The 17,371-nt window shown below is 67.1% G+C and carries 18 protein-coding genes and 1 pseudogene; 8 read left to right on the top strand and 11 right to left on the bottom strand.

The features are described from left to right. The first annotated feature begins 183 nt into the window (after positions 1 to 183). Complete coding sequence (locus tag QX051_RS18785) at positions 184 to 1,449, top strand: HlyD family secretion protein (RefSeq protein ID WP_315777151.1); 1,266 nt, start codon at positions 184 to 186, stop codon at positions 1,447 to 1,449. A 13-nt stretch (positions 1,450 to 1,462) separates the two neighbouring features. After that, positions 1,463 to 3,043 (top strand): DHA2 family efflux MFS transporter permease subunit, encoded by a 1,581-nt coding sequence (locus tag QX051_RS18790; RefSeq protein WP_315777152.1) that lies wholly within the window; start codon positions 1,463 to 1,465, stop codon positions 3,041 to 3,043. A gap of 123 nt (positions 3,044 to 3,166) precedes the next feature. Here QX051_RS18790 and QX051_RS18795 read toward each other — a convergent pair whose 3' ends face one another. Genes QX051_RS18795 through QX051_RS18810 form a run of 4 tightly spaced genes read right to left on the bottom strand, consistent with a single transcriptional unit; the run spans position 3,167 to position 7,853 of the window. Then, a complete protein-coding gene (locus tag QX051_RS18795) occupies positions 3,167 to 4,018 on the bottom strand; it encodes a fumarylacetoacetate hydrolase family protein (protein WP_315777153.1) in 852 nt (283 codons plus the stop codon). 9 nt (positions 4,019 to 4,027) lie between these two features. Next, entirely contained in the window at positions 4,028 to 5,350 is a 1,323-nt protein-coding gene (locus QX051_RS18800) for an MFS transporter (protein WP_315777154.1), read from the bottom strand. A 34-nt stretch (positions 5,351 to 5,384) separates the two neighbouring features. Beyond that, positions 5,385 to 6,935 carry a bifunctional 3-(3-hydroxy-phenyl)propionate/3-hydroxycinnamic acid hydroxylase gene (locus tag QX051_RS18805; RefSeq protein WP_315777155.1) on the bottom strand — a complete coding sequence of 517 codons (1,551 nt, stop codon included), beginning with the start codon at positions 6,933 to 6,935 and terminating at the stop codon, positions 5,385 to 5,387. A 24-nt stretch (positions 6,936 to 6,959) separates the two neighbouring features. Next, a complete protein-coding gene (locus QX051_RS18810) occupies positions 6,960 to 7,853 on the bottom strand; it encodes a VOC family protein (RefSeq protein ID WP_315777156.1) in 894 nt (297 codons plus the stop codon). Positions 7,854 to 8,027: 174 nt separating this feature from the next. Between QX051_RS18810 and QX051_RS18815 the strand changes: the two genes are divergently transcribed. Beyond that, positions 8,028 to 8,744 (top strand): GntR family transcriptional regulator, encoded by a 717-nt coding sequence (locus tag QX051_RS18815; protein ID WP_315777157.1) that lies wholly within the window; start codon positions 8,028 to 8,030, stop codon positions 8,742 to 8,744. Positions 8,745 to 8,746: 2 nt separating this feature from the next. Here the strand turns inward: QX051_RS18815 and QX051_RS18820 are convergent, their stop codons facing one another. Beyond that, positions 8,747 to 9,403, bottom strand: a complete 657-nt coding sequence (locus tag QX051_RS18820; protein WP_315777158.1) for a TetR/AcrR family transcriptional regulator — start codon at positions 9,401 to 9,403, stop codon at positions 8,747 to 8,749. A 189-nt stretch (positions 9,404 to 9,592) separates the two neighbouring features. Here QX051_RS18820 and QX051_RS18825 point away from each other — a divergent pair, with 189 nt between their 5' ends. Further along, positions 9,593 to 10,021, top strand: coding sequence for a CHRD domain-containing protein (locus QX051_RS18825; RefSeq protein ID WP_315738854.1), 429 nt, complete (start codon positions 9,593 to 9,595; stop codon positions 10,019 to 10,021). A 30-nt stretch (positions 10,022 to 10,051) separates the two neighbouring features. Here the strand turns inward: QX051_RS18825 and QX051_RS18830 are convergent, their stop codons facing one another. The 5 genes and pseudogenes from QX051_RS18830 to QX051_RS18850 form a co-directional block, all read right to left on the bottom strand. Continuing rightward, positions 10,052 to 11,626: an EAL domain-containing protein gene (locus QX051_RS18830; RefSeq protein WP_315777159.1), complete on the bottom strand. Its 1,575-nt coding sequence runs from the start codon at positions 11,624 to 11,626 to the stop codon at positions 10,052 to 10,054. A gap of 161 nt (positions 11,627 to 11,787) precedes the next feature. Beyond that, complete coding sequence (locus QX051_RS18835; RefSeq protein WP_315777160.1) at positions 11,788 to 12,975, bottom strand: MFS transporter; 1,188 nt, start codon at positions 12,973 to 12,975, stop codon at positions 11,788 to 11,790. 27 nt (positions 12,976 to 13,002) lie between these two features. Then, positions 13,003 to 13,312, bottom strand: a pseudogene (locus QX051_RS18840) (hypothetical protein); the annotation flags it as partial. 59 nt (positions 13,313 to 13,371) lie between these two features. Further along, positions 13,372 to 13,689, bottom strand: a complete 318-nt coding sequence (locus tag QX051_RS18845; RefSeq protein WP_315712726.1) for a metalloregulator ArsR/SmtB family transcription factor — start codon at positions 13,687 to 13,689, stop codon at positions 13,372 to 13,374. A 96-nt stretch (positions 13,690 to 13,785) separates the two neighbouring features. Then, positions 13,786 to 14,265 (bottom strand): hypothetical protein, encoded by a 480-nt coding sequence (locus tag QX051_RS18850; protein WP_315777161.1) that lies wholly within the window; start codon positions 14,263 to 14,265, stop codon positions 13,786 to 13,788. 76 nt (positions 14,266 to 14,341) lie between these two features. Here QX051_RS18850 and QX051_RS18855 point away from each other — a divergent pair, with 76 nt between their 5' ends. The 4 genes from QX051_RS18855 to arsB all read left to right on the top strand — a co-directional run bounded on the left by QX051_RS18855 (position 14,342) and on the right by arsB (position 16,999). Continuing rightward, positions 14,342 to 14,992, top strand: coding sequence for a Crp/Fnr family transcriptional regulator (locus QX051_RS18855; RefSeq protein WP_315777162.1), 651 nt, complete (start codon positions 14,342 to 14,344; stop codon positions 14,990 to 14,992). 91 nt (positions 14,993 to 15,083) lie between these two features. Next, positions 15,084 to 15,446, top strand: coding sequence for a metalloregulator ArsR/SmtB family transcription factor (locus QX051_RS18860; RefSeq protein ID WP_315738847.1), 363 nt, complete (start codon positions 15,084 to 15,086; stop codon positions 15,444 to 15,446). Then, the gene (locus tag QX051_RS18865; RefSeq protein WP_315773333.1) at positions 15,439 to 15,966 is read left to right on the top strand and encodes an arsenate reductase ArsC; all 528 of its coding nucleotides are present in this window, start codon (positions 15,439 to 15,441) and stop codon (positions 15,964 to 15,966) included. Before QX051_RS18860 ends, QX051_RS18865 begins: the two co-directional genes overlap by 8 nt. A 4-nt stretch (positions 15,967 to 15,970) precedes the next feature. Continuing rightward, complete coding sequence (arsB, locus tag QX051_RS18870) at positions 15,971 to 16,999, top strand: ACR3 family arsenite efflux transporter (RefSeq protein ID WP_315777163.1); 1,029 nt, start codon at positions 15,971 to 15,973, stop codon at positions 16,997 to 16,999. 34 nt (positions 17,000 to 17,033) lie between these two features. On the opposite strand, the gene QX051_RS18875 is transcribed toward arsB, so the two are convergent. Then, positions 17,034 to 17,315 (bottom strand): hypothetical protein, encoded by a 282-nt coding sequence (locus QX051_RS18875; RefSeq protein ID WP_315777164.1) that lies wholly within the window; start codon positions 17,313 to 17,315, stop codon positions 17,034 to 17,036. Between the last annotated feature and the right edge of the window lie 56 nt (positions 17,316 to 17,371).

Raw genomic sequence — 17,371 nt, forward strand, 5'->3', positions numbered from 1 at the left:
CCGGCTGCGTCACGCAGTTGGTCCTGCTGACGGCGGACCGCGGTGAAGGTGCAGGGGATCGCGCGCCGGCGGCCTCCGATGACGAAAAGTTTAGCTGTCCGCATCGCGGTCCGCCATTGCATCCCATCTGCATAACCCCCAATTCTAGAAACGAAACGGTTCCGTTCTATTCAAGGAGACGTGATGACACAGCAAGCTCTGTCATCGGCTGAGGTCCCATCGGCGGCCAACGACGGTCCGGCGGTCTCGGCGCGCGATCGTGCCGTGCGGCAATGGCGCGGGGATGCCTCCGGCGAGACTCCGCAGCAGATCGAGGCCAAGGCGCCGGCTGCGGAGCCCGGCCCGTCGCCGACGGAGCACGGGCAGCGCCAGGAGGGGTCCCGGAGGAGCCTGATCCGGCGGCATCCGCTTGGGGCAGCGCTGGGTCTCGTGCTGCTGCTCGCCGTCGGCGCCGGCGGCTACGTCTACTACGATGCGGCCGGTCACTATGAGACCACCGACGACGCCTTCATCGCGGCCCGCCAGTTCTCCATTGCGCCGAAGGTCTCCGGCTACATCACCGCCGTCCCGGTCACCGACAACCAGCACGTCAAGGCCGGCGACGTGATCGCGCGCATCGACGATCGCGACTACAAGACCGCGCTGGCGCAGGCCGATGCGCAGGTGAAGTCGGCGCAGGCGGCGATCCGCAACATCGATGCGCAGATCGAGGTGCAGCAGGCGCAGATCACCGCGGGCCAGGCCCAGGTCGAGCAGGCCCAGGCCGGGCTGACCTTCGCCGAGCAGCAGGCCAAGCGCTATCAGGACCTCGCCCGCACCGGCTCCGGCACGGTGCAGAGCGAGCAGCAATACACATCGCAGCTCCAGCAGCAGAAGGCGGCGCTGACCTCGGCGCAGGCCAACCTCTCGGTCGCGCAACGCCAGTTGGAGTCGCTGAAGGCGCAGCGCGAGAGCGCCGACGCCAATCTTGCCCAGGCGCAGGCCCAGCGCGACCAGGCCCAGCTCAATCTGTCCTACACGACCGTGACCGCGGCGCAGTCCGGCCGCGTCGTCAATCTCAGCGCCGCCGATGGTCAGTTCGCGGCCCAAGGGACGGCGCTTTCGATGTTCGTGCCCGATGAGGTCTGGGTCAGCGCCAATTTCAAGGAAACCAAGCTCGACCAGATGCGCCCCGGCGAGCCCGTGACTCTGGAAATCGATGCCTATCCTGAGCGCGAGATCCGTGGCCATGTCGCTAGCGTGCAGTCCGGCTCGGGCCCGGCCTTCTCGTTGCTGCCGCCGCAGAATGCGACCGGCAACTATGTCAAGATCGTGCAGCGTGTGCCCGTGAAGATCGAGATGGACGATCCGCCGACCGACGTCGCACTCGGGCCGGGCATGTCGGTGGTGCCGACCGTGCGCGTCGATCCCAAGCCGTCGCTCTATGAGCGGCTTAAGGCTGCGCTGTGAGAAGGCTGATGCCATGAGCGAGGCCGCCGCTCTCTCCGTGCCGCGCGCCGGCAGTCCCTGGATCATCGCCGTGCTGGTTGCGCTCGCGACCTTCATGGAGGTGCTCGACACCACCATCGCCAACGTCGCGCTGCCCTATATCGCCGGCGGCATGGGCGTCAGCCAGGACGAATCCTCCTGGGTGGTGACGACCTATCTCGTCTCCAACGCGATCATCCTGACGGCGTCGAGCTATCTCGCCAAGCGTTTCGGCCGCAAGACCTTCTTCCTGCTCTGCCTCGGCCTGTTCACCGTGAGCTCGGTGCTGTGCGGCTTCGCCTGGAATCTGCAGGTGCTGCTGCTGTTCCGGATCATGCAGGGCCTCGGCGGCGGCGGCATGGTGCCGGTGGCGCAATCGATCCTGGCCGACTCATTCCCGCCGGAAAAGCGCGGCCAGGCCTTCGCGCTGTTCGGCGTCGCCGTCGTCGTGGCGCCGGTGGTCGGCCCGACGCTCGGCGGCTATCTCTCCGACAACGCGTCGTGGCACTGGTGCTTCCTGATCAACGGCCCTGTCGGTGTCGCGGCAATGATCCTGATCGGACTGATCCTGAAGGAGCCGGCCGCAGTCACAGCCGAGCGTCGCAAGCAGGCGCACGGCTTCGACCTCGTCGGCTTCGTGCTGGTGGCGACGTTTCTCGGTGCGCTCGAACTGATGCTCGATCGCGGCCTGGAGGACGACTGGTTCGACTCGCGCTTCATCATGGTCACCGCCGCGGTCTGCGTCGCGGCCTTCATCGCCATGATCCCGTGGGAGATGAACCGGAAGAATCCGACCGTGGACGTCCGCATGCTGGCCTCGCGCCAGTTCGGCGCCAGCTTCCTGGTGATGCTGGCGACCGGTGCGATCCTGCTCGGCACCACGCAGATGCTGCCGCAGATGGTGCAGCAGGATTTCGGCTACACCGCCACCTGGGCCGGCCTCGTGCTGTCGCCGGGCGGCCTCGTGACGATGGCGATGATGTTCGTCGTCGGACGCCTCTCGGGCAAGGTGCAGCCGAAATACATGATCATGACGGGCGCGGCCGTCGTGGCGTTCGCGATGTACGACCTCACCCGGGTCTACGCCAATGTGGATTTCTGGTTCTTCGCCGAATCCCGCATGCTGATCGGAATTGGCCTGCCGCTGATCTTCCTGTCGATCACGACCGCGTCCTACAACGGCATTCCGCCTGAGAAGACCGACCAGGCCTCGGCGCTGATCAACGCCGCGCGCAATACCGGCGGCTCGATCGGCGTGTCCTTGGCGGCCAACATCCTGGCGCACCGCGCGCAGTTCCACCAGAGCCGGCTGGTGGAGAATGCGATTCCGTCCTATCCGACCTATCAGGACACGCTGCACCAGGTGACCAACTACTTCACCGCGCATGGCAGCTCGCTGGTCCAGGCGCAGCAGCAGGCGCTCGCCTGGATCGGCCAGACCGTGCAGATGCAGTCGTCGCTGCTCGCTTATGTCGACGTCTATTGGGCCTTGATGCTGATTTCGCTGTCAGCCATTCCGCTGGCGCTGACGCTCCGCAACGTCAAGCTCGGCGGCGGGCCGGCGATGGCGCATTGAGTAGGCACTGTGGTTCGGCTGTCATTCCGGGGCGATGCGCAAGCATCGAACCCGGAATCTCGAGATTCCGGGTTCAGCCCTGGCGGGCTGCCCCGGAATGACGGTCAAGAACATCAGGGGCGCTCACACCGTCTCGTCCGCGATCCCGTTCCGCAGCAGACCGATCCGGTCGATCTCGACCTCGACGACGTCGCCGGGCTTCATCCACAGCGGGGGCGTGCGGCGGGAGCCGACGCCGCCAGGGGTGCCCGTGGCGATCACGTCGCCGGGCTCGAGCCGGGTGAACGACGAGCAATATTCGATCTGGCGCGGGATATCGAAGATCATCTGGCTGATCGTCGCGTCCTGCACCACCTCGCCGTTCAACCGCGTCTGCAGCCGAAGCGGACCGAGATCGTCGATCTCGTCCGGCGTGACCAGCCACGGGCCGAACGCGCCGGTCGCGGGAAAATTCTTCCCCGGCGTGAACTGGTGGGTGTGGCGCTGGAAGTCGCGGACGCTGCCCTCATTGTAGCAGGCATAGCCGGCGATGTGCTGCCAAGCCTCGCCGCGCGGGATGTAGCGGCCGGGCTTGCCGATGACGATGGCGAGCTCGCCCTCGAAATCGAGATCGGTCGAGACGCGCGGGCGGATGATGTCGGTGAGATGCCCGGTCTGGCTGTTGGCGAAGCGGCCGAACACCGTGGGGTTCTCGACCTCGGAGCGGCCGGTCTCCTTGCGGTGCGTCTCGTAGTTCAGGCCGATGCAGAGGATCTTGTCCGGGTTCGGGATCACCGGCAGGAAGCTGATGGCGGAGAGCGGATACCGCCTCGCGCCCGAGGCCGCTGCGGCCGCCTCCTTCAGCGCGTCCGCTGCGATCGCCGATTTCAGGTCGGGGAAGCGGTCGCGCAGGATAGCACCGAGATCGGCGATCTCAGTGCCCTCGACCAGTCCCCAGGTTGACGCATTGTCGATGGTGAAGCTTGCAAATCTCATCCGATGTCCTCAGGTCGAAACCGCCGCTACGGCGGAGGGAGAAGCCGGTTCTTGCGCCGATTTCGCGAAGCGCGCGATGGTGCGCTCCGGGAAGATCAGCGCGAAGGCCGAGATGGCGCCGACGATCAGCACGCCGGCGGTGAATGTCATGGCGTGGGCGTAACCGAGTGGCGCGTTGCTGCCGGCCTCGCCGACGATCCAGCCGGTGAGCGCATTCGACACCAGCGCGGATGCCGCGTTGCCGGAGTAGATCACGACGATGAGCCGGCCGCGCTGGATCGCCGGCGCCACGGCGCCGAGCGCGACGGGGCCGAAGATCGTGGTGAGGCTCGGTGCGGCGAAGGCGATCGCGATGCAGGCGAGCTGCAGCGGGCCCGTCGTGACGATGCTGAGCAGCAGCGCACAGCCGGCGGCGAGCAGCGCGAGGCCGGAGGCGTGGCCGAGGCAGGCGCGCAGGCTGAAGCCCTTGCGCTGCAGAACTTGCGTCAGCCAGGAGCCGCCGAGCAGCAGCGGCGACTGGAACAGGTAGATCCCTGAGATGATCCAGCCGACATCGACCTGCTTGTAGCCGAGCCCGAGCTGCAGATAAGGCGGCAGCCAGGTCGCGGACATGCCGACGATCCAGTACGACGCGGTCGACATGATGATGACGCCGATCACGGTCGGATCGGCCCACAGCACGCGCGCCGGCAACGCCTTGTCCTTCGCCGCCGAAGCCTCCGGCGCAAGGGCGGAGTAGGGTCCTTCGCCGCCGACCAAGAACCAGCCGAGCATCCAGGCCAGCCCGAGCAGGCCGCAGAACAGGAAGCCGGTGCGCCAGCCATAGCTCACGATGACATAGGTCAGGATCGGACCGCCGGCCAAGAGACCGACGCTGATGCCCTGCAGCACCACGGCGCTCGGCACGCTGCGCCGGTCGGCGGGAAACCAGTTGTGGCAGGCGTGCAGCGCGGTCGGCAGTCCCGGCCCTTCGCCGGCGCCGAGGATGATGCGGCAGATCACCAGCACCGCGATCGAGCCGGAGAAGAAGATCGGGATCTGCGTCGCCGACCAGACGCCGGCCATGATCAGGAGCAGCCATTTCACCGGGAAGCGGCCGACGACGAACATGCCGACCGCCATGCCCGACAGCGAGAACAGCAGGAAGAAGCTGCTGCCGATCAGGCCGAACTCCTTCGGGCTCAGACCCAGCTCCTTCATCATCGGCACGGCCGAGAGGCCGAACACCAGCTTGTCGAAGAAGTTCAGCGTCTGGAACAGGAACAGCATGACGAGGACGGCGATCGCGCGTCCTCCCACACTGGGTCTGGCGGTGTCGGATGATGTCGTCATGGCGTTTCCCCGTTTTGATAGTCTCTTGTTTTGATTAGTGCAGTCGTTCGTTCAACTCGCTCAGCAGCGCGGCGAGCTCCGGCGCGTCCGTCGCGACGCCGTAGACATAATGGTCGGGTCGCACCAGCGCGGCGCTGCAGCCGTGGCGTTCGAACCAGCGTGCGACGACGGCGCTCTCCTCGTGCAAGCCGTGACCGCCGATGGCGATCACACTGATCCCGGCGTCGCGGGTGGCAGCGTCGATCGAGCTCGAGTTCAGCGCACCCCGCCCGTCGAGGACGAGCCGCCATCCGGTGCCGGCGACGGTATCGAGCAGGGCACGCCCGCCATCACCGACGATCCAGGGCTGCGGAAACAGCGTGCCATTGGCCGCGTTTGCCTTGGTCGCGAGCAATCCCTGCGTCAGCGGCGGCACGATCTCCTGCCGGGTGATGGTGCGCGGCACGCCGCCGCCTTCGGCAAGGATACGCGCATCGCGTGCCGCTGCGGCCTCCGGATCCTGCTCGCAGATGACGCGGCCGATCGCCTTGATGCGCGTGGTCAGCTCGCGCACATGCGTGCTGCGCTCGATCTCGTAGCTGTCGAGCAGGGCCGCGGTCGATTGTCCGCGCAACACGCGCGCGAGCTTCCAGCACAGATTGGCGGCATCGCGCAGGCCCTGGCACATGCCCTGGCCGATGAAGGGCGGCTGCTGATGCGCGGCGTCGCCGGCGAGCAGGACACGACCCTGGCGCCAGCGGCGCGCGACCAGCGCATGGAAGCGGTAGCTCGCCGCGCGCCACAGCTCGCCATCATCCGGAGAGAGCCAGGGGGAAAGCAGCTGCCAGACCTGCTCCGGCTGCTCCATCGCCTGGCGGTCTTCCCCCGCTCGCAGCATGATCTCGAAGCGACGATGGTCGCCGGGACCGATGATGTAGGTGGTCGGACGCGCGGGATTGCAGAATTGGGCTGCGGTGGCCGGGAGCTTGCTGACGCCGCCGTCATTCACGAGAAGATCGACCACCAGCCACGGCTCGTCGAAGTCGAGATCGTCGAAGCTGATGCCGAGCTGCTGGCGCACGGTGCTCGAGGCACCGTCGCAGGCGATGACATAGTCCGCGGTGACCTCGCGCATCGTGCCGTCCGCCCGGTGCAGCGTGATGGTCGCCGCCGTTGCATCCTGCCGGATTGCGACGAAGGTCGTGCCAAGCTCGACCGTGACGGAAGGACAGCGGTGAACACGATCGCGCATCACCTGTTCGACCGGCGGCTGCGTGAACACCATGCTCGGCGTGTAGCCGAGGGGATAGGGCTCGCCGACCATGTCGATGCGGCGGATCAACTGCCCTTGCGCGCCGAAATGCTCGGACGCGGGGAACGGCGCGACGTAGCGGCTGACTTGTTCGGCGATGCCGAGATTGTCGAACAGCCGCATGATCTCGTGATCGAGCGCGATCGCGCGCGGCTTGTCATAGATGTCGATAGCGCGGTCGATCGCGAGCGTTTTGATGCCCTGCGTGCCGAGCAGGCTCGCGGCGATGGCGCCGGTCGGACCGAAGCCGATGATGACGGCCTCGAAATGCTTGTGATCTGACGTGGCGGACATGGAAACTCGGAGTTGGAGAATGAGTCAGGCGGCGTAGCCGACCGCGAGCTGCGCGGACTTGACGTGCTCGGCCTTGGGCGGAGCGATGCCCCATTGATCGGTGCGGCCGGGCGGCCAGACCCAATGCTCCGGCCCGCGCACGACGTAGTCGTCGTCGACCTGCAGCACCTCGGCGGTGTATTCGATCACGGTGCCGACAGGATCGATGAAGTAGGCGAAGACATTGTCGCCGGGGCCGTGGCGTCCGACACCCCAGGCGATCGGATGACCGGCATCGATCATGCGGCCCGCGCCGCGCATCACGCCCTCCCAGGTCGGCATCAGGAAGGCGACGTGGTTGAGCCCGTTGACCTTCGCCGCAGCGATCACGACGGCATGGTGGTCCGAATTGCAGCGAACGAAGGCCATCGCCGCGGAGCGGTCGGTCAGGCGGAAGCCGAGCGCCTTCTGGTAGAATGCCGCCGAACGATCGACATCGGTGCTGTTGAGGTTGACGTGGGCGAGCCGCTCCGGGAGCTCGGGCCGCGGCGGCTTGGCGTCGTGCCTGATGTCGCCATGCACGAAGCGCAGCACGCCGCCTTCGGGGCCGCGCAGGCTCATGATCACGCCGCCGTCGGGGCCGAGGTTCGGCGCTGGCGCTGCGATCAGCGTCGCGCCTTCATGGATGGCGTTGCGGCCGACGGCATCGAATTCACTGGAATCGGCGAGGCGGAATGTCACCGCCTGCAGCTCGGTGCGCTCGCTCCGGTGCAGCGCCACGACGTGATGGTCGCTGCCGGTTGCACGGAGGTAGACGATGCCGTGGGCCTCAGCGACGCGCTCCAGCCCCCAGGTCTGTCGATAGAACGCTTCCGAACGCGCGAGATCTGGCGTGCCCAGATCGACGCTGCGGAGAGCCGCGACCGGAAACCGGGTCATGAGCGTGTCCTCCTGCGCGATGCCCGGGTGAGGACGCGCGACGTTTCTGTCCCTGGCCGGCGAAACCGGCTCGTCCCTTTTATTACAGAAAAAATCGAAATCAATCAGAATTTATAAATTTTATGTTCTGTGGCCCGGCTCTATATATGTCGTCTGATTCAGAGGAGATCGGACGTGGATGCGGTTTTGGAGGCCGAGGGGCAGGGCCCGTCGACCCAGGCGAGTCATGTGTATGACCGGCTGCGCGAGGACCTGCTGTCCGGCCGGCTGGCGCCGTCGCGCAAGCTGCAGATGCGGTTCTTGACCGAGACCTATGAGACCGGGCAGACGCCGCTGCGCGAGGCGCTCAACCGCCTGACTGCCGACGGACTGGTCGAGGTGCGCGAGCAGCGCGGCTTCTACGTCAAGGACATCAGCCGCGCCGAGCTCGCCGAGCTGACCAAGACGCGCTGCTGGGTCGAGGCGCTGGCGCTGCGCGAGTCGATGGCGGCGGCGACGCCTGATTGGGAGGAGCAACTGGTGCTGGCGCAGCATCGGCTCAGCCGCGCGCCGCGCTCGCTCAGCGCGACGACGTTCGAGGACAATCCGGAGTGGGAGAGGCTGCACCGGATCTATCATCGGGTCCTGATCTCGAACTGCGGCTCGCAGTCGCTGATCGCGTTCTGCGGCCAGCTTGCCGACCAGCTCTATCGCTACCGCCGGCTGTCGATCCGCAAGGCGTTTCCGTCACGCCCCGTCGGCGACGAGCACGCCGACATCGTGAGCGCCGTGCTCGACGCCGACACCGAACGCGCGGTTGCGCTGCTCACGGCGCACTATCAGCGCACCGCGGACGTGATCCTGCAGGACGAGACGATCTTTCCGGAGCTGCGCAAGGACAAAAAGATTTAGGATCACGTTGTCGCGGCGAGGAAGAAGTCGACGCGCTTCTCGACATGCGCCTGGGCTTCCTTCTTCAGGGCGCGCATGTCCTCGCCGAGCAGACTGCGGATCAGCACGGCGAACACGACGAGATCGAGGAAGATCCGTGCGCTGTCCTCGATGCGGTCGGCCGAGAAGGCGCCCTTGCCGGCGAGACCTTCGGCGCGCGCCAGCTCGCCGATCGCGTGGCTCACATTGCAGGTGGCGCGCTTGCGCGCCGTGTCCTGGATCTCGAGCGTCAGCTCGGGAAAGCGCGGACTCTCCGCAATCGCGGTGCGCATCAGGCCGATCGTGTCCTCGACGAAGGCGCGCTCGATCAAGGTGAGCCCGAGGCTGATCAGCCGGGCGCGGAAGGTGCGGCCCTGCGGCGCCAGGTTCTCATACTGCGTGTTGCGCGCGGCCTGGCGGCCGATGACGGCCGCGAACAGCGCGGCCTTGCTGGGAAATCGCGCGTAGATGGTCGGCTTGCCGGCGCGCGCGGTCTGCGCGATCTCGTCGACGCTCGCGCCTTCGAAGCCGTTTGCGAGGAACACCGTCTTTGCCGCGTCGAGAATGCGCTCCTCGACCTCGCCGGCACGTTCGAGCGGAGGCCGCCCCACCTTGCCGCGCGCCGTCTTGGAAGCAACCATTCGATCCGCCATGGCTTTCTTTCGAGGCCTTTGTGTTCCCGTCCTGTTTGGCACAGGGGTCGGGATTGTTCAATCAACGCGGCCTGGGCCGCTGCCCATGCCTGGGCTGTTAACGCGTTCCACGGAATATCGGCTTGCCCCTGGGGTCTCGAACACCGAGACTGCACAAAACGATTTAGGAGGAAAACCATGGGACGGACATTCGTTCATTTGGCGTTGCTCGCCGTCGCCTGCGTCGCGGCCGCGCCACTCGCTCATGCTGAAACCGTCGTTCTGAAGTCTGAACTCAAGGCCGCCAACGAGGTGCCGCCGAACGCGTCCGCCGCGTCGGGCGCGGCCGAAGCGAGCTTCGATACCGCAACCAAGACGCTGAGCTGGAAGGTTACCTTCTCCGGCCTCAGCGGCCCGCCGATCGGCGCGCATTTCCACGGGCCCAGCGAGCCCGGCAAGAACGCCGGCATCGTGCTGCCGTTCAAGAGCCCGGAGCCGCCGATCACGGGCTCCGCCGTGATCACCGATGCGCAGGCGGCCGATCTGCTGGCCGGCAAATGGTACGCCAACGTCCACACTCAGGCGAACCCGGGCGGCGAGATCCGCGGACAGATGACCAGGCAGTGAGGCGTGTGCCCGACGCGCGCGGGCTCCCCGTCACGCGGCCAGTTCCGGCTCGCCGGCCTGGCCGGGAAAGGCCGAGGCCCGGCGCACGTCGAGAAACTGCTTGAAACGGCCGAGCGACAGCGGCGGCGCGACCAGATAGCCCTGGCCCTCCTCGACGCCGCAGGCGATCAGCGCGTCGACCTGCTCCTGATGCTCGATGCCCTCGGCGACCACGGACATGTCGAGCTCGCGCGCCAGCGCCACCAGCATCTGCACCACCACGATGGCGGACTGGTCGCGGGTGATCGCGTCGACGAAGAACTTGTCGATCTTCAGGATACGCGCGCCCAGCCGCTGGATATAGGACAGGCCGCTATGGCCGATGCCGACGTCGTCGAGCGCGACGCGGAAGCCGAGCTCGCTGAGCTCCTTCACGACATCAGTCGCCTTGGCGAGATCGGCGAGCTCCTCGCGCTCGGTGACCTCGAGCACGACCTGGCGGGGGGAGACCGATGACGACGCGACCGTGTTACGCAGATCGTCGATGAAGCGGTCGCCGAGCAGATGGCGCGGGGTGATGTTGACGGACAGCTTGAACAGTTTGTCCTGCTTCATCTCCGGCTGCAGCTCGCGCAAGGCGGTCTTGAGAAGCTGCCAGGTCAGCTTCTCGATGCGGCCGGTGCTCTCGGCGAGCGGGATGAAGCTCATCGGCGGGATCAGCCGGCCGTCCGGCTTCTCCCAGCGCGCCAGGATCTCGCAGCCGACGATGTCGCCGGTCTTCAGTCGGAAGGTCGGCTGCACATAGGGCTTGAACTCGTTGGCCGCGAGCGCGCGATCGAGCTCGGCGACCGGGTCCACCGGACGGCTGAGATAGCTCGCCAGCAGCAGGCCGAACATGCCGCCCAGCGTGCCGGCGGCGAGCATCGTCAGGAGATAAGCGAGGTCGCGGCGCGCGCTCAGGCTCTGCGGTCGCACATGGATCGTGGCCTGCAGCGGATAGCGGTCAGACACGGTGGTGAAGGCGACGGTCTGCGCCGGCGTCTTGGCTAATGTATCGGGTTGATAGCCGGCCACCTGCTCGCCATCGGGCAGGGTCAGGGTGACATTGCTCTCGGCGCGCAGGCCGACCGGCATCACGTCCAGCAGGTTGCCGTCGATGCGCAGGATCGCCGCCAGCGACCGTTGCGCGTCGATGTCGCGCATCACGCCGAACGCGGCGCCGGTGAACTGCTCGACGCGGAACAGCCGCAGCTCGCCGTCGGCGGACTTGAACATCTCGTCGCGCCGCGCCCAGCCATTGTCGAATTCGAGCGTTTCGGAATAGGCGGCGCACTCGACCGCACCGTCGCGATCGACGGTGCGGATGTCCTTGATGATGGTGCCTTGATAGACGTGAAGGCGCAGCGCCTGTAACGCGACGGCGCTGCAATCCATCGGTCCTTTCGCGATGAGACGGTTCAGGATCGATCCGGCCGAGTCGATCGCGGTCTCGGAACGGCGCAGCGCCACCTTGCTGAGCTCGCTGAGCTGCCGCGCGGTCTGGTTGCCGATCAGCGCGGTCACGGCGAAATCGGCGCCGGCCAGGAAGATCCCGACGCAGGCGGCCACCGCCCCGACACGAAGCATGTGTTTGCGCTGCAATGCCATCGTGTGGTGAACACCCCCGTATGACCACGGGTATCCTTCAATCCAACCTTCAACTTTCCGTATATGCGCCCCAGGATGCCCGTCCGCAGCGGCAAGGTGGGCTGTGCGCGCAGCAAGCTGGTTAAGGAAGTGCTACCGGCTCAGGCCGCCTTGTCGGTCGTGCTGCGTGGCACCGCCGCCTCGGCGCGCCCGGCCGGGAGCAGCATCAAGGCGGCGAGCGCCGACAGGCTGAGGCTCGCCGACACGATCAGCACGCCGCGGCCGAGCCCGTCGATCAGCAGGCCGAACAGCAGCGGCGCGAAGGCCTGGCAGATCCGTGACGGCGCCCCGATCAGGCCGAGCCGGTAGGCGTAGTTGACGGGGCCGAAGATCGCGAGCGGCAGGGTGCCGCGAGCGATCGTCAGGATGCCGTTGCCGGAGCCGTGCAGCAGCGCGAAGGCCGCCGCGGCGCCGCCGCCGAACAGACCGATCGTCACGGCGGCGATCGGATGGGTGATGCAGGCGAGCCGCGCCGAGGCGAGCGGATGGAAGCGGCTGAGGAAGCCGGCCTCGAACACCCGCGCGGCGACCTGCGCCGGCCCGATCATCATGCCTGCGAACAGCGCCTGCGCCGGCGTCGCGCCGAACGCCTGCATCAGCCGCGGCAGATGCACCGCCATCGCCGCGGTCACCGTCCAGGCCGCCGCCATCGCGAACGCGATCAGCACCATCGGGCGGTCGAGCGGGATGTTGGGCTTGCCCGTCGGCACCTCGCCGGGTGCCATCTGCGTTGCACGCGGCAGCGACAAATTGAGCGGCAGGCCGATCACGAGGTGCGCGATCGCCCAGGCGAAACAGGTCTCGCGCCAGCCGATCGTCGCGAGCCCCAGCGTGCTCAGCGGCCAGCCGACGGTGGAGGCGAAGCCCGCGATCAGGGTGATGCCGGTGATCGCGCCGCGTGCATCCTTGCCATAGATGCGCCCGAGCGCGCCGAACGCGGCGTCATAGAGGCCGAGCCCCATGCCGACGCCGAGCCACAGCCACGCCAGCGCCATCACCCACAGCGAATGCGACAGGCCGAGCAGCGCCAGCCCGATCGCCAGCACGATGTTGGAGGCGCACAGCACCTGACGGCCGCCGACGCGGTCGATCTGGCGGCCGATGCGCGGACCCAACAGGCCGGAGATGATCAGCGAGGCCGAGAACGCGCCGAAGAACCAGTTGTTGGACAGGCCGAGATCCCTGGCGATCGGGTCGGCGAGGATCGCGGGAAGATAGTAGCTCGATCCCCAGGCCAGCGTCTGGGCGGTGCCGAGAGCGATGACCACGCCCAGCCGTCGTGCCTGCATTCCGTTAGACCTCTGCTTGGCTCTACGTCACGAACAGCCGCAGCCGCTGCGGCCAGCCTCCTTGGCCTTGGCATCATCGGCACAGCAACTGTCTACGCCGGACGGCGCCGGTCCGCCACAGCAGCCGGACAGGGCTGCAATGCTCTCCAGTCCGCCGCGGGTGCAGACGCCGGTCTCCGGCAGCTTCAGCGGCGCTGCCGCCGCCGAACGCCTTCGCCGGATCGTCGCTGCGCAACAGCCAGATCGCCTGCGTGCCCGGCGCGTCCTCGGCCAATGCGGCCAGGTCGATCAAGGTGCCGATCGCCGAGTGGCCGGCGCCGATGATCGCGACCGTCTTGGCGTCCGTCATTTACTCCTCCTATATTTCTAGAAGTATCGAATTAAAAGGCGAGATCATCAAGCGGCCGGCCTCGCGGTGCCGCAGTCGCGCTCCTCGACGCAGCATTCGGAAACCAGAAAGCCGAGCAGGGACCGCATCACGTCGTATTCGGCATGGCAGACCAGCGTCGTGCCCTCGCGCATCTGCGAGATCAGCCCGACCGCGACCAGCGTCTTGACGTGGTGCGACAGCGTGGACGCCGGGACCTTCAGCCGCTCCTGCAGCCGGCCGACCGGCATCCCGGCATGCCCGGCGCGCACCAGCGCGCGGTAGATCTTCAGGCGCGTGGTGTTGCCAAGGGCTTCCAGGCGGGCAGCGGCGTCATCGAGCTTCATGGCGTGAAGGATGCGGCCCGCCGGAGTCAAACGATATTTCTAGAATATTGGAAATATATATGAGCGCGCGCCGCGCGCGGTCGGTTGTCCGGCGCGCTATCTCAGCCGGTAGCCGGCATGGCAGCCGACGCAGGCGGCCATCGTCTCGCCGAGCGCCTTCAGCGCCGGCTTGAGGTCTCCGGTCACGCCCGCGTTCTGCGCTTCGATGGCGAACCGGCTCGCCGCCTTGTGCATCGTCGTTCCGGCCTCCTGCATGCCCTGCGGCATGAACCCGGCGACCTCAGCGGCACCGTGCAGCCGCAGCGAGCTCATCCCCAGGCGTTGCTCAGCGATCTGGCCGGCCTTGTCCGGCTCGCCCGCCGCCAGCGCGTCGTTGATCTGCTGCAGCGCCAGCAAATGGTCGCGCATGTTGGCGAGGGTGTGCTCGGCGAGATCGGGCGGAAACGCCACCCGCTCGCGCGGGTCTGGCGGAAGCGCCCCGTGGCTGCCGTGGTCGTGATGGCCGTGGTGCTGCGCCGTGGCGATGCCGGCGGACGCAACGAAGGCCAGCACAATGGCGGCAAGACGCAGGCGCATGAGGACCTCCATTTGAGCGAACGCGGTGACGTCTTCCCTAGACCGCGCAGCCGGCGGCACATATGATCCTGATCATATGCCGAGGATCATCCATCTCCCGCCCGAGGGCACGCGCCCGCCGCTCGACTGGCGCGCCCTTGCACGGCTGTCGCCATTGCTTGCCGCTCTGCCGGCGGCCGCGCGGTTGCAGACCCGGCGCGTCCAGGTGCCGCGCCAGGGCACGGTGTTCTGTCGGGGCGATCGACCGCGGGCGATGTTCTTCGTGCTGACCGGCGAGGTGCGATTGCTGCGCCGCTCGCGCGCCGGCGACGACATCATCCTGCAGCGTGCGCGGCGGGGCTTTCTCGCCGAGGCCAGCCTCGATCAGGCGTCGTATCATTGCGACGCCGTCGCGGCGCAGGATTCAGCGCTGCTCGCGATCGACCGCAAGGCCTTCGCCGAGGTGCTGCGCCGTCCCGAGATCAGGGACCGATGGTACGACCATCTCGCCCGCGAGTTGCGCACGGTCCGGGCACAGTCGGAGCGGCTCAGCCTGAAGACGGCGCGCGAGCGGATCGTCCACTTCATCGAGACCGAAGGGGAGGGCGGCGAGGTCGAGCTCGGCCGGTCGAAGAAGGACTGGGCCGCCGAGCTCGGCGTCACCCATGAGGCGCTCTATCGCGCCCTGGCGCGCATGGAACGGGACGGCGAGCTCATCGTCGACGGCACCCGCCTGCGCTTGCGATGAGCCTTCGGGCGCGTCGTCTCCGTTCGTCGACAACGACCATTCGAGCTCGTCGGCCTTGACGCCGACTCTATATATCGATAATTCTGGATATATGGAAAACGAACAAGCCGTTCTGGCCTTGGCGGCGCTGGCGCAACCGACGCGCCTGCAGGCCTTTCGCACCCTGGTGCAGCACGAGCCCGACGGTCTGCCGGCCGGCGAGCTCGCACGTCTGCTGGAGGTGCCGCAGAACACGCTGTCGGCGCATCTGTCCGTGTTGGCGCGCGCCGGCCTCGTCAGCTCGATCAGGCACAGCCGATCGATCGTCTACCGCATCGACCTCGCGCAATTTCAGAAGGTCGCGCTGTTTCTGCTGCAGGACTGTTGCGGCGGCCGACCGGAGGTCTGCGCGCCCGTCGTCGCAAGCCTTACCCCCTGCTGTCCGCCCAAGCGCAAGGAGAAGAATCGTGTCTGACTGCGTCTACAATGTGCTGTTCCTCTGCACCGGAAATTCGGCGCGCTCGGTGCTGGCGGAGTCGATCCTGCGCAAGGACGGCGCCGGCCGCTTCCGCGCCTTCTCGGCCGGCAGCACGCCGAAAGGCGCGGTGCATCCGTTGGCGCTCGAGACGCTCGTGCGCATGGACTATCCGACCGACGATCTGCGCTCGAAGAGCTGGAGCGAGTTCGCCGTCGCCGGCGCGCCGGCGATGGATTTCGTCTTCACCGTCTGCGACAACGCCGCCGGCGAGGCGTGTCCGATCTGGCCGGGGCAACCGATGACCGCGCATTGGGGCATCGAGGATCCGGCGGTGGCCGAAGGCACGGAGCTGGAGAAGCTCGCGGCGTTCACGACCGCCTTCCGCTATCTGAAGAACAGGATCGACGCCTTCATCAATCTGCCGCTCGGTCGCATCGATTCGATGTCGCTCGGCACGCGGCTGCGCGAGATCGGGACGGGCGAGGGGGCAACGTCGTTCCGCTCCGACGTGGCCTGATCTGATGACGATCTTCGAGCGCTATCTGACGGTCTGGGTCCTGCTCTGCATCGTCGCAGGCATCGGTCTCGGCCATCTCATGCCGGGGCTGTTCGCGGCTGTCGCGTCGGCGGAGGTGGCACGGGTCAATCTGCCGGTCGCGGCCCTGATCTGGCTGATGATCATTCCGATGCTGCTGAAGATCGATTTCGCCGCACTCGGCAACGTGAAGGAGCATTGGCGCGGCATCGGCGTCACCCTGGTCGTGAACTGGGCCATCAAGCCGTTTTCGATGGCTCTGCTCGGCAGCGTCTTCATCGGCCATGTGTTCGCGCCGATGCTCCCCGCAAGCCAGTTGTCGTCCTACGTGGCGGGTCTGATCCTGCTGGCCGCGGCGCCGTGCACGGCGATGGTGTTCGTCTGGTCGAATCTGTGCGAGGGCGAGCCGCACTACACGCTGAGCCAGGTCGCGCTCAACGACGTCATCATGGTGTTCCTGTTCGCGCCGCTGGTGGGCTTGCTGCTCGGCGTCGCCTCGATCTCGGTGCCATGGGCCACCCTGCTGCTGTCGGTGCTGCTCTACATCGTTGTGCCCGTCATCATCTCGCAACTCTGGCGTCGCTCTTTGTTGCGGACGAAGGGCGGGGCATTGGAGCGCACCTTGCGGGTGCTGCAACCGGTCTCCCTCGCGGCGCTGCTCGGTACGCTCGTGCTGCTGTTCGGCTTCCAGGGCGAGCAGATCCTGAAGCAGCCGGTCGTCATCGCGATCCTTGCCGTGCCGATCCTGATCCAGGTCTATCTGAACGCGGGGATCGCCTATTGGCTGAGCCGCCGGCTCGGCGTGGCCTGGTGCGTCGCGGCTCCGGCCGCCTTGATCGGCGCCAGCAATTTCTTCGAGCTGGCGGTTGCCGCCGCGATCAGCCTGTTCGGGCTCGACTCGGGGGCCGCGCTCGCGACCGTCGTCGGGGTTCTCGTCGAAGTCCCCGTGATGCTCTCGGTCGTGCGCATCGTCAGGGCGACGCGTCGCTGGTACGAAGCGGGACTGCCGGCCTAGCTCCGGTCGGTGCTTCGCCAGGGGCCGGTTCGCCTCACCGCCGCGGCTCGTCCTGATCGTCGTCGTCGCCTTCGCGCTCGCGGCGGGCCGGCTCGTAGCTCAGCGGCGGGCTTTCGGCCCGCGCATGCAGCGCCGCAAGATGCGGGTAGGCCCCAAGACCAGCTCCAAGACCGGCTCCAAGATCAGCTTCAAGACCGCCGTCCACGGCACGGGCTACCGGCACCAGCGTGGGCGCCGTCTCCCGGCTGGCTTGTGACATGGCCAAGATGCCGCCCAGCCCCGCCAGCACGGCTGCCAATGTCATCGTCTTACGCATGCTCGTCTCCGAACTCACCGCCCCCGGCTCGCTCCGTCCTGAAGCGATCATGCTGC

This window comes from Bradyrhizobium sp. SZCCHNR1053 (genome assembly GCF_032381235.1).
Lineage (GTDB): Bacteria > Pseudomonadota > Alphaproteobacteria > Rhizobiales > Xanthobacteraceae > Bradyrhizobium.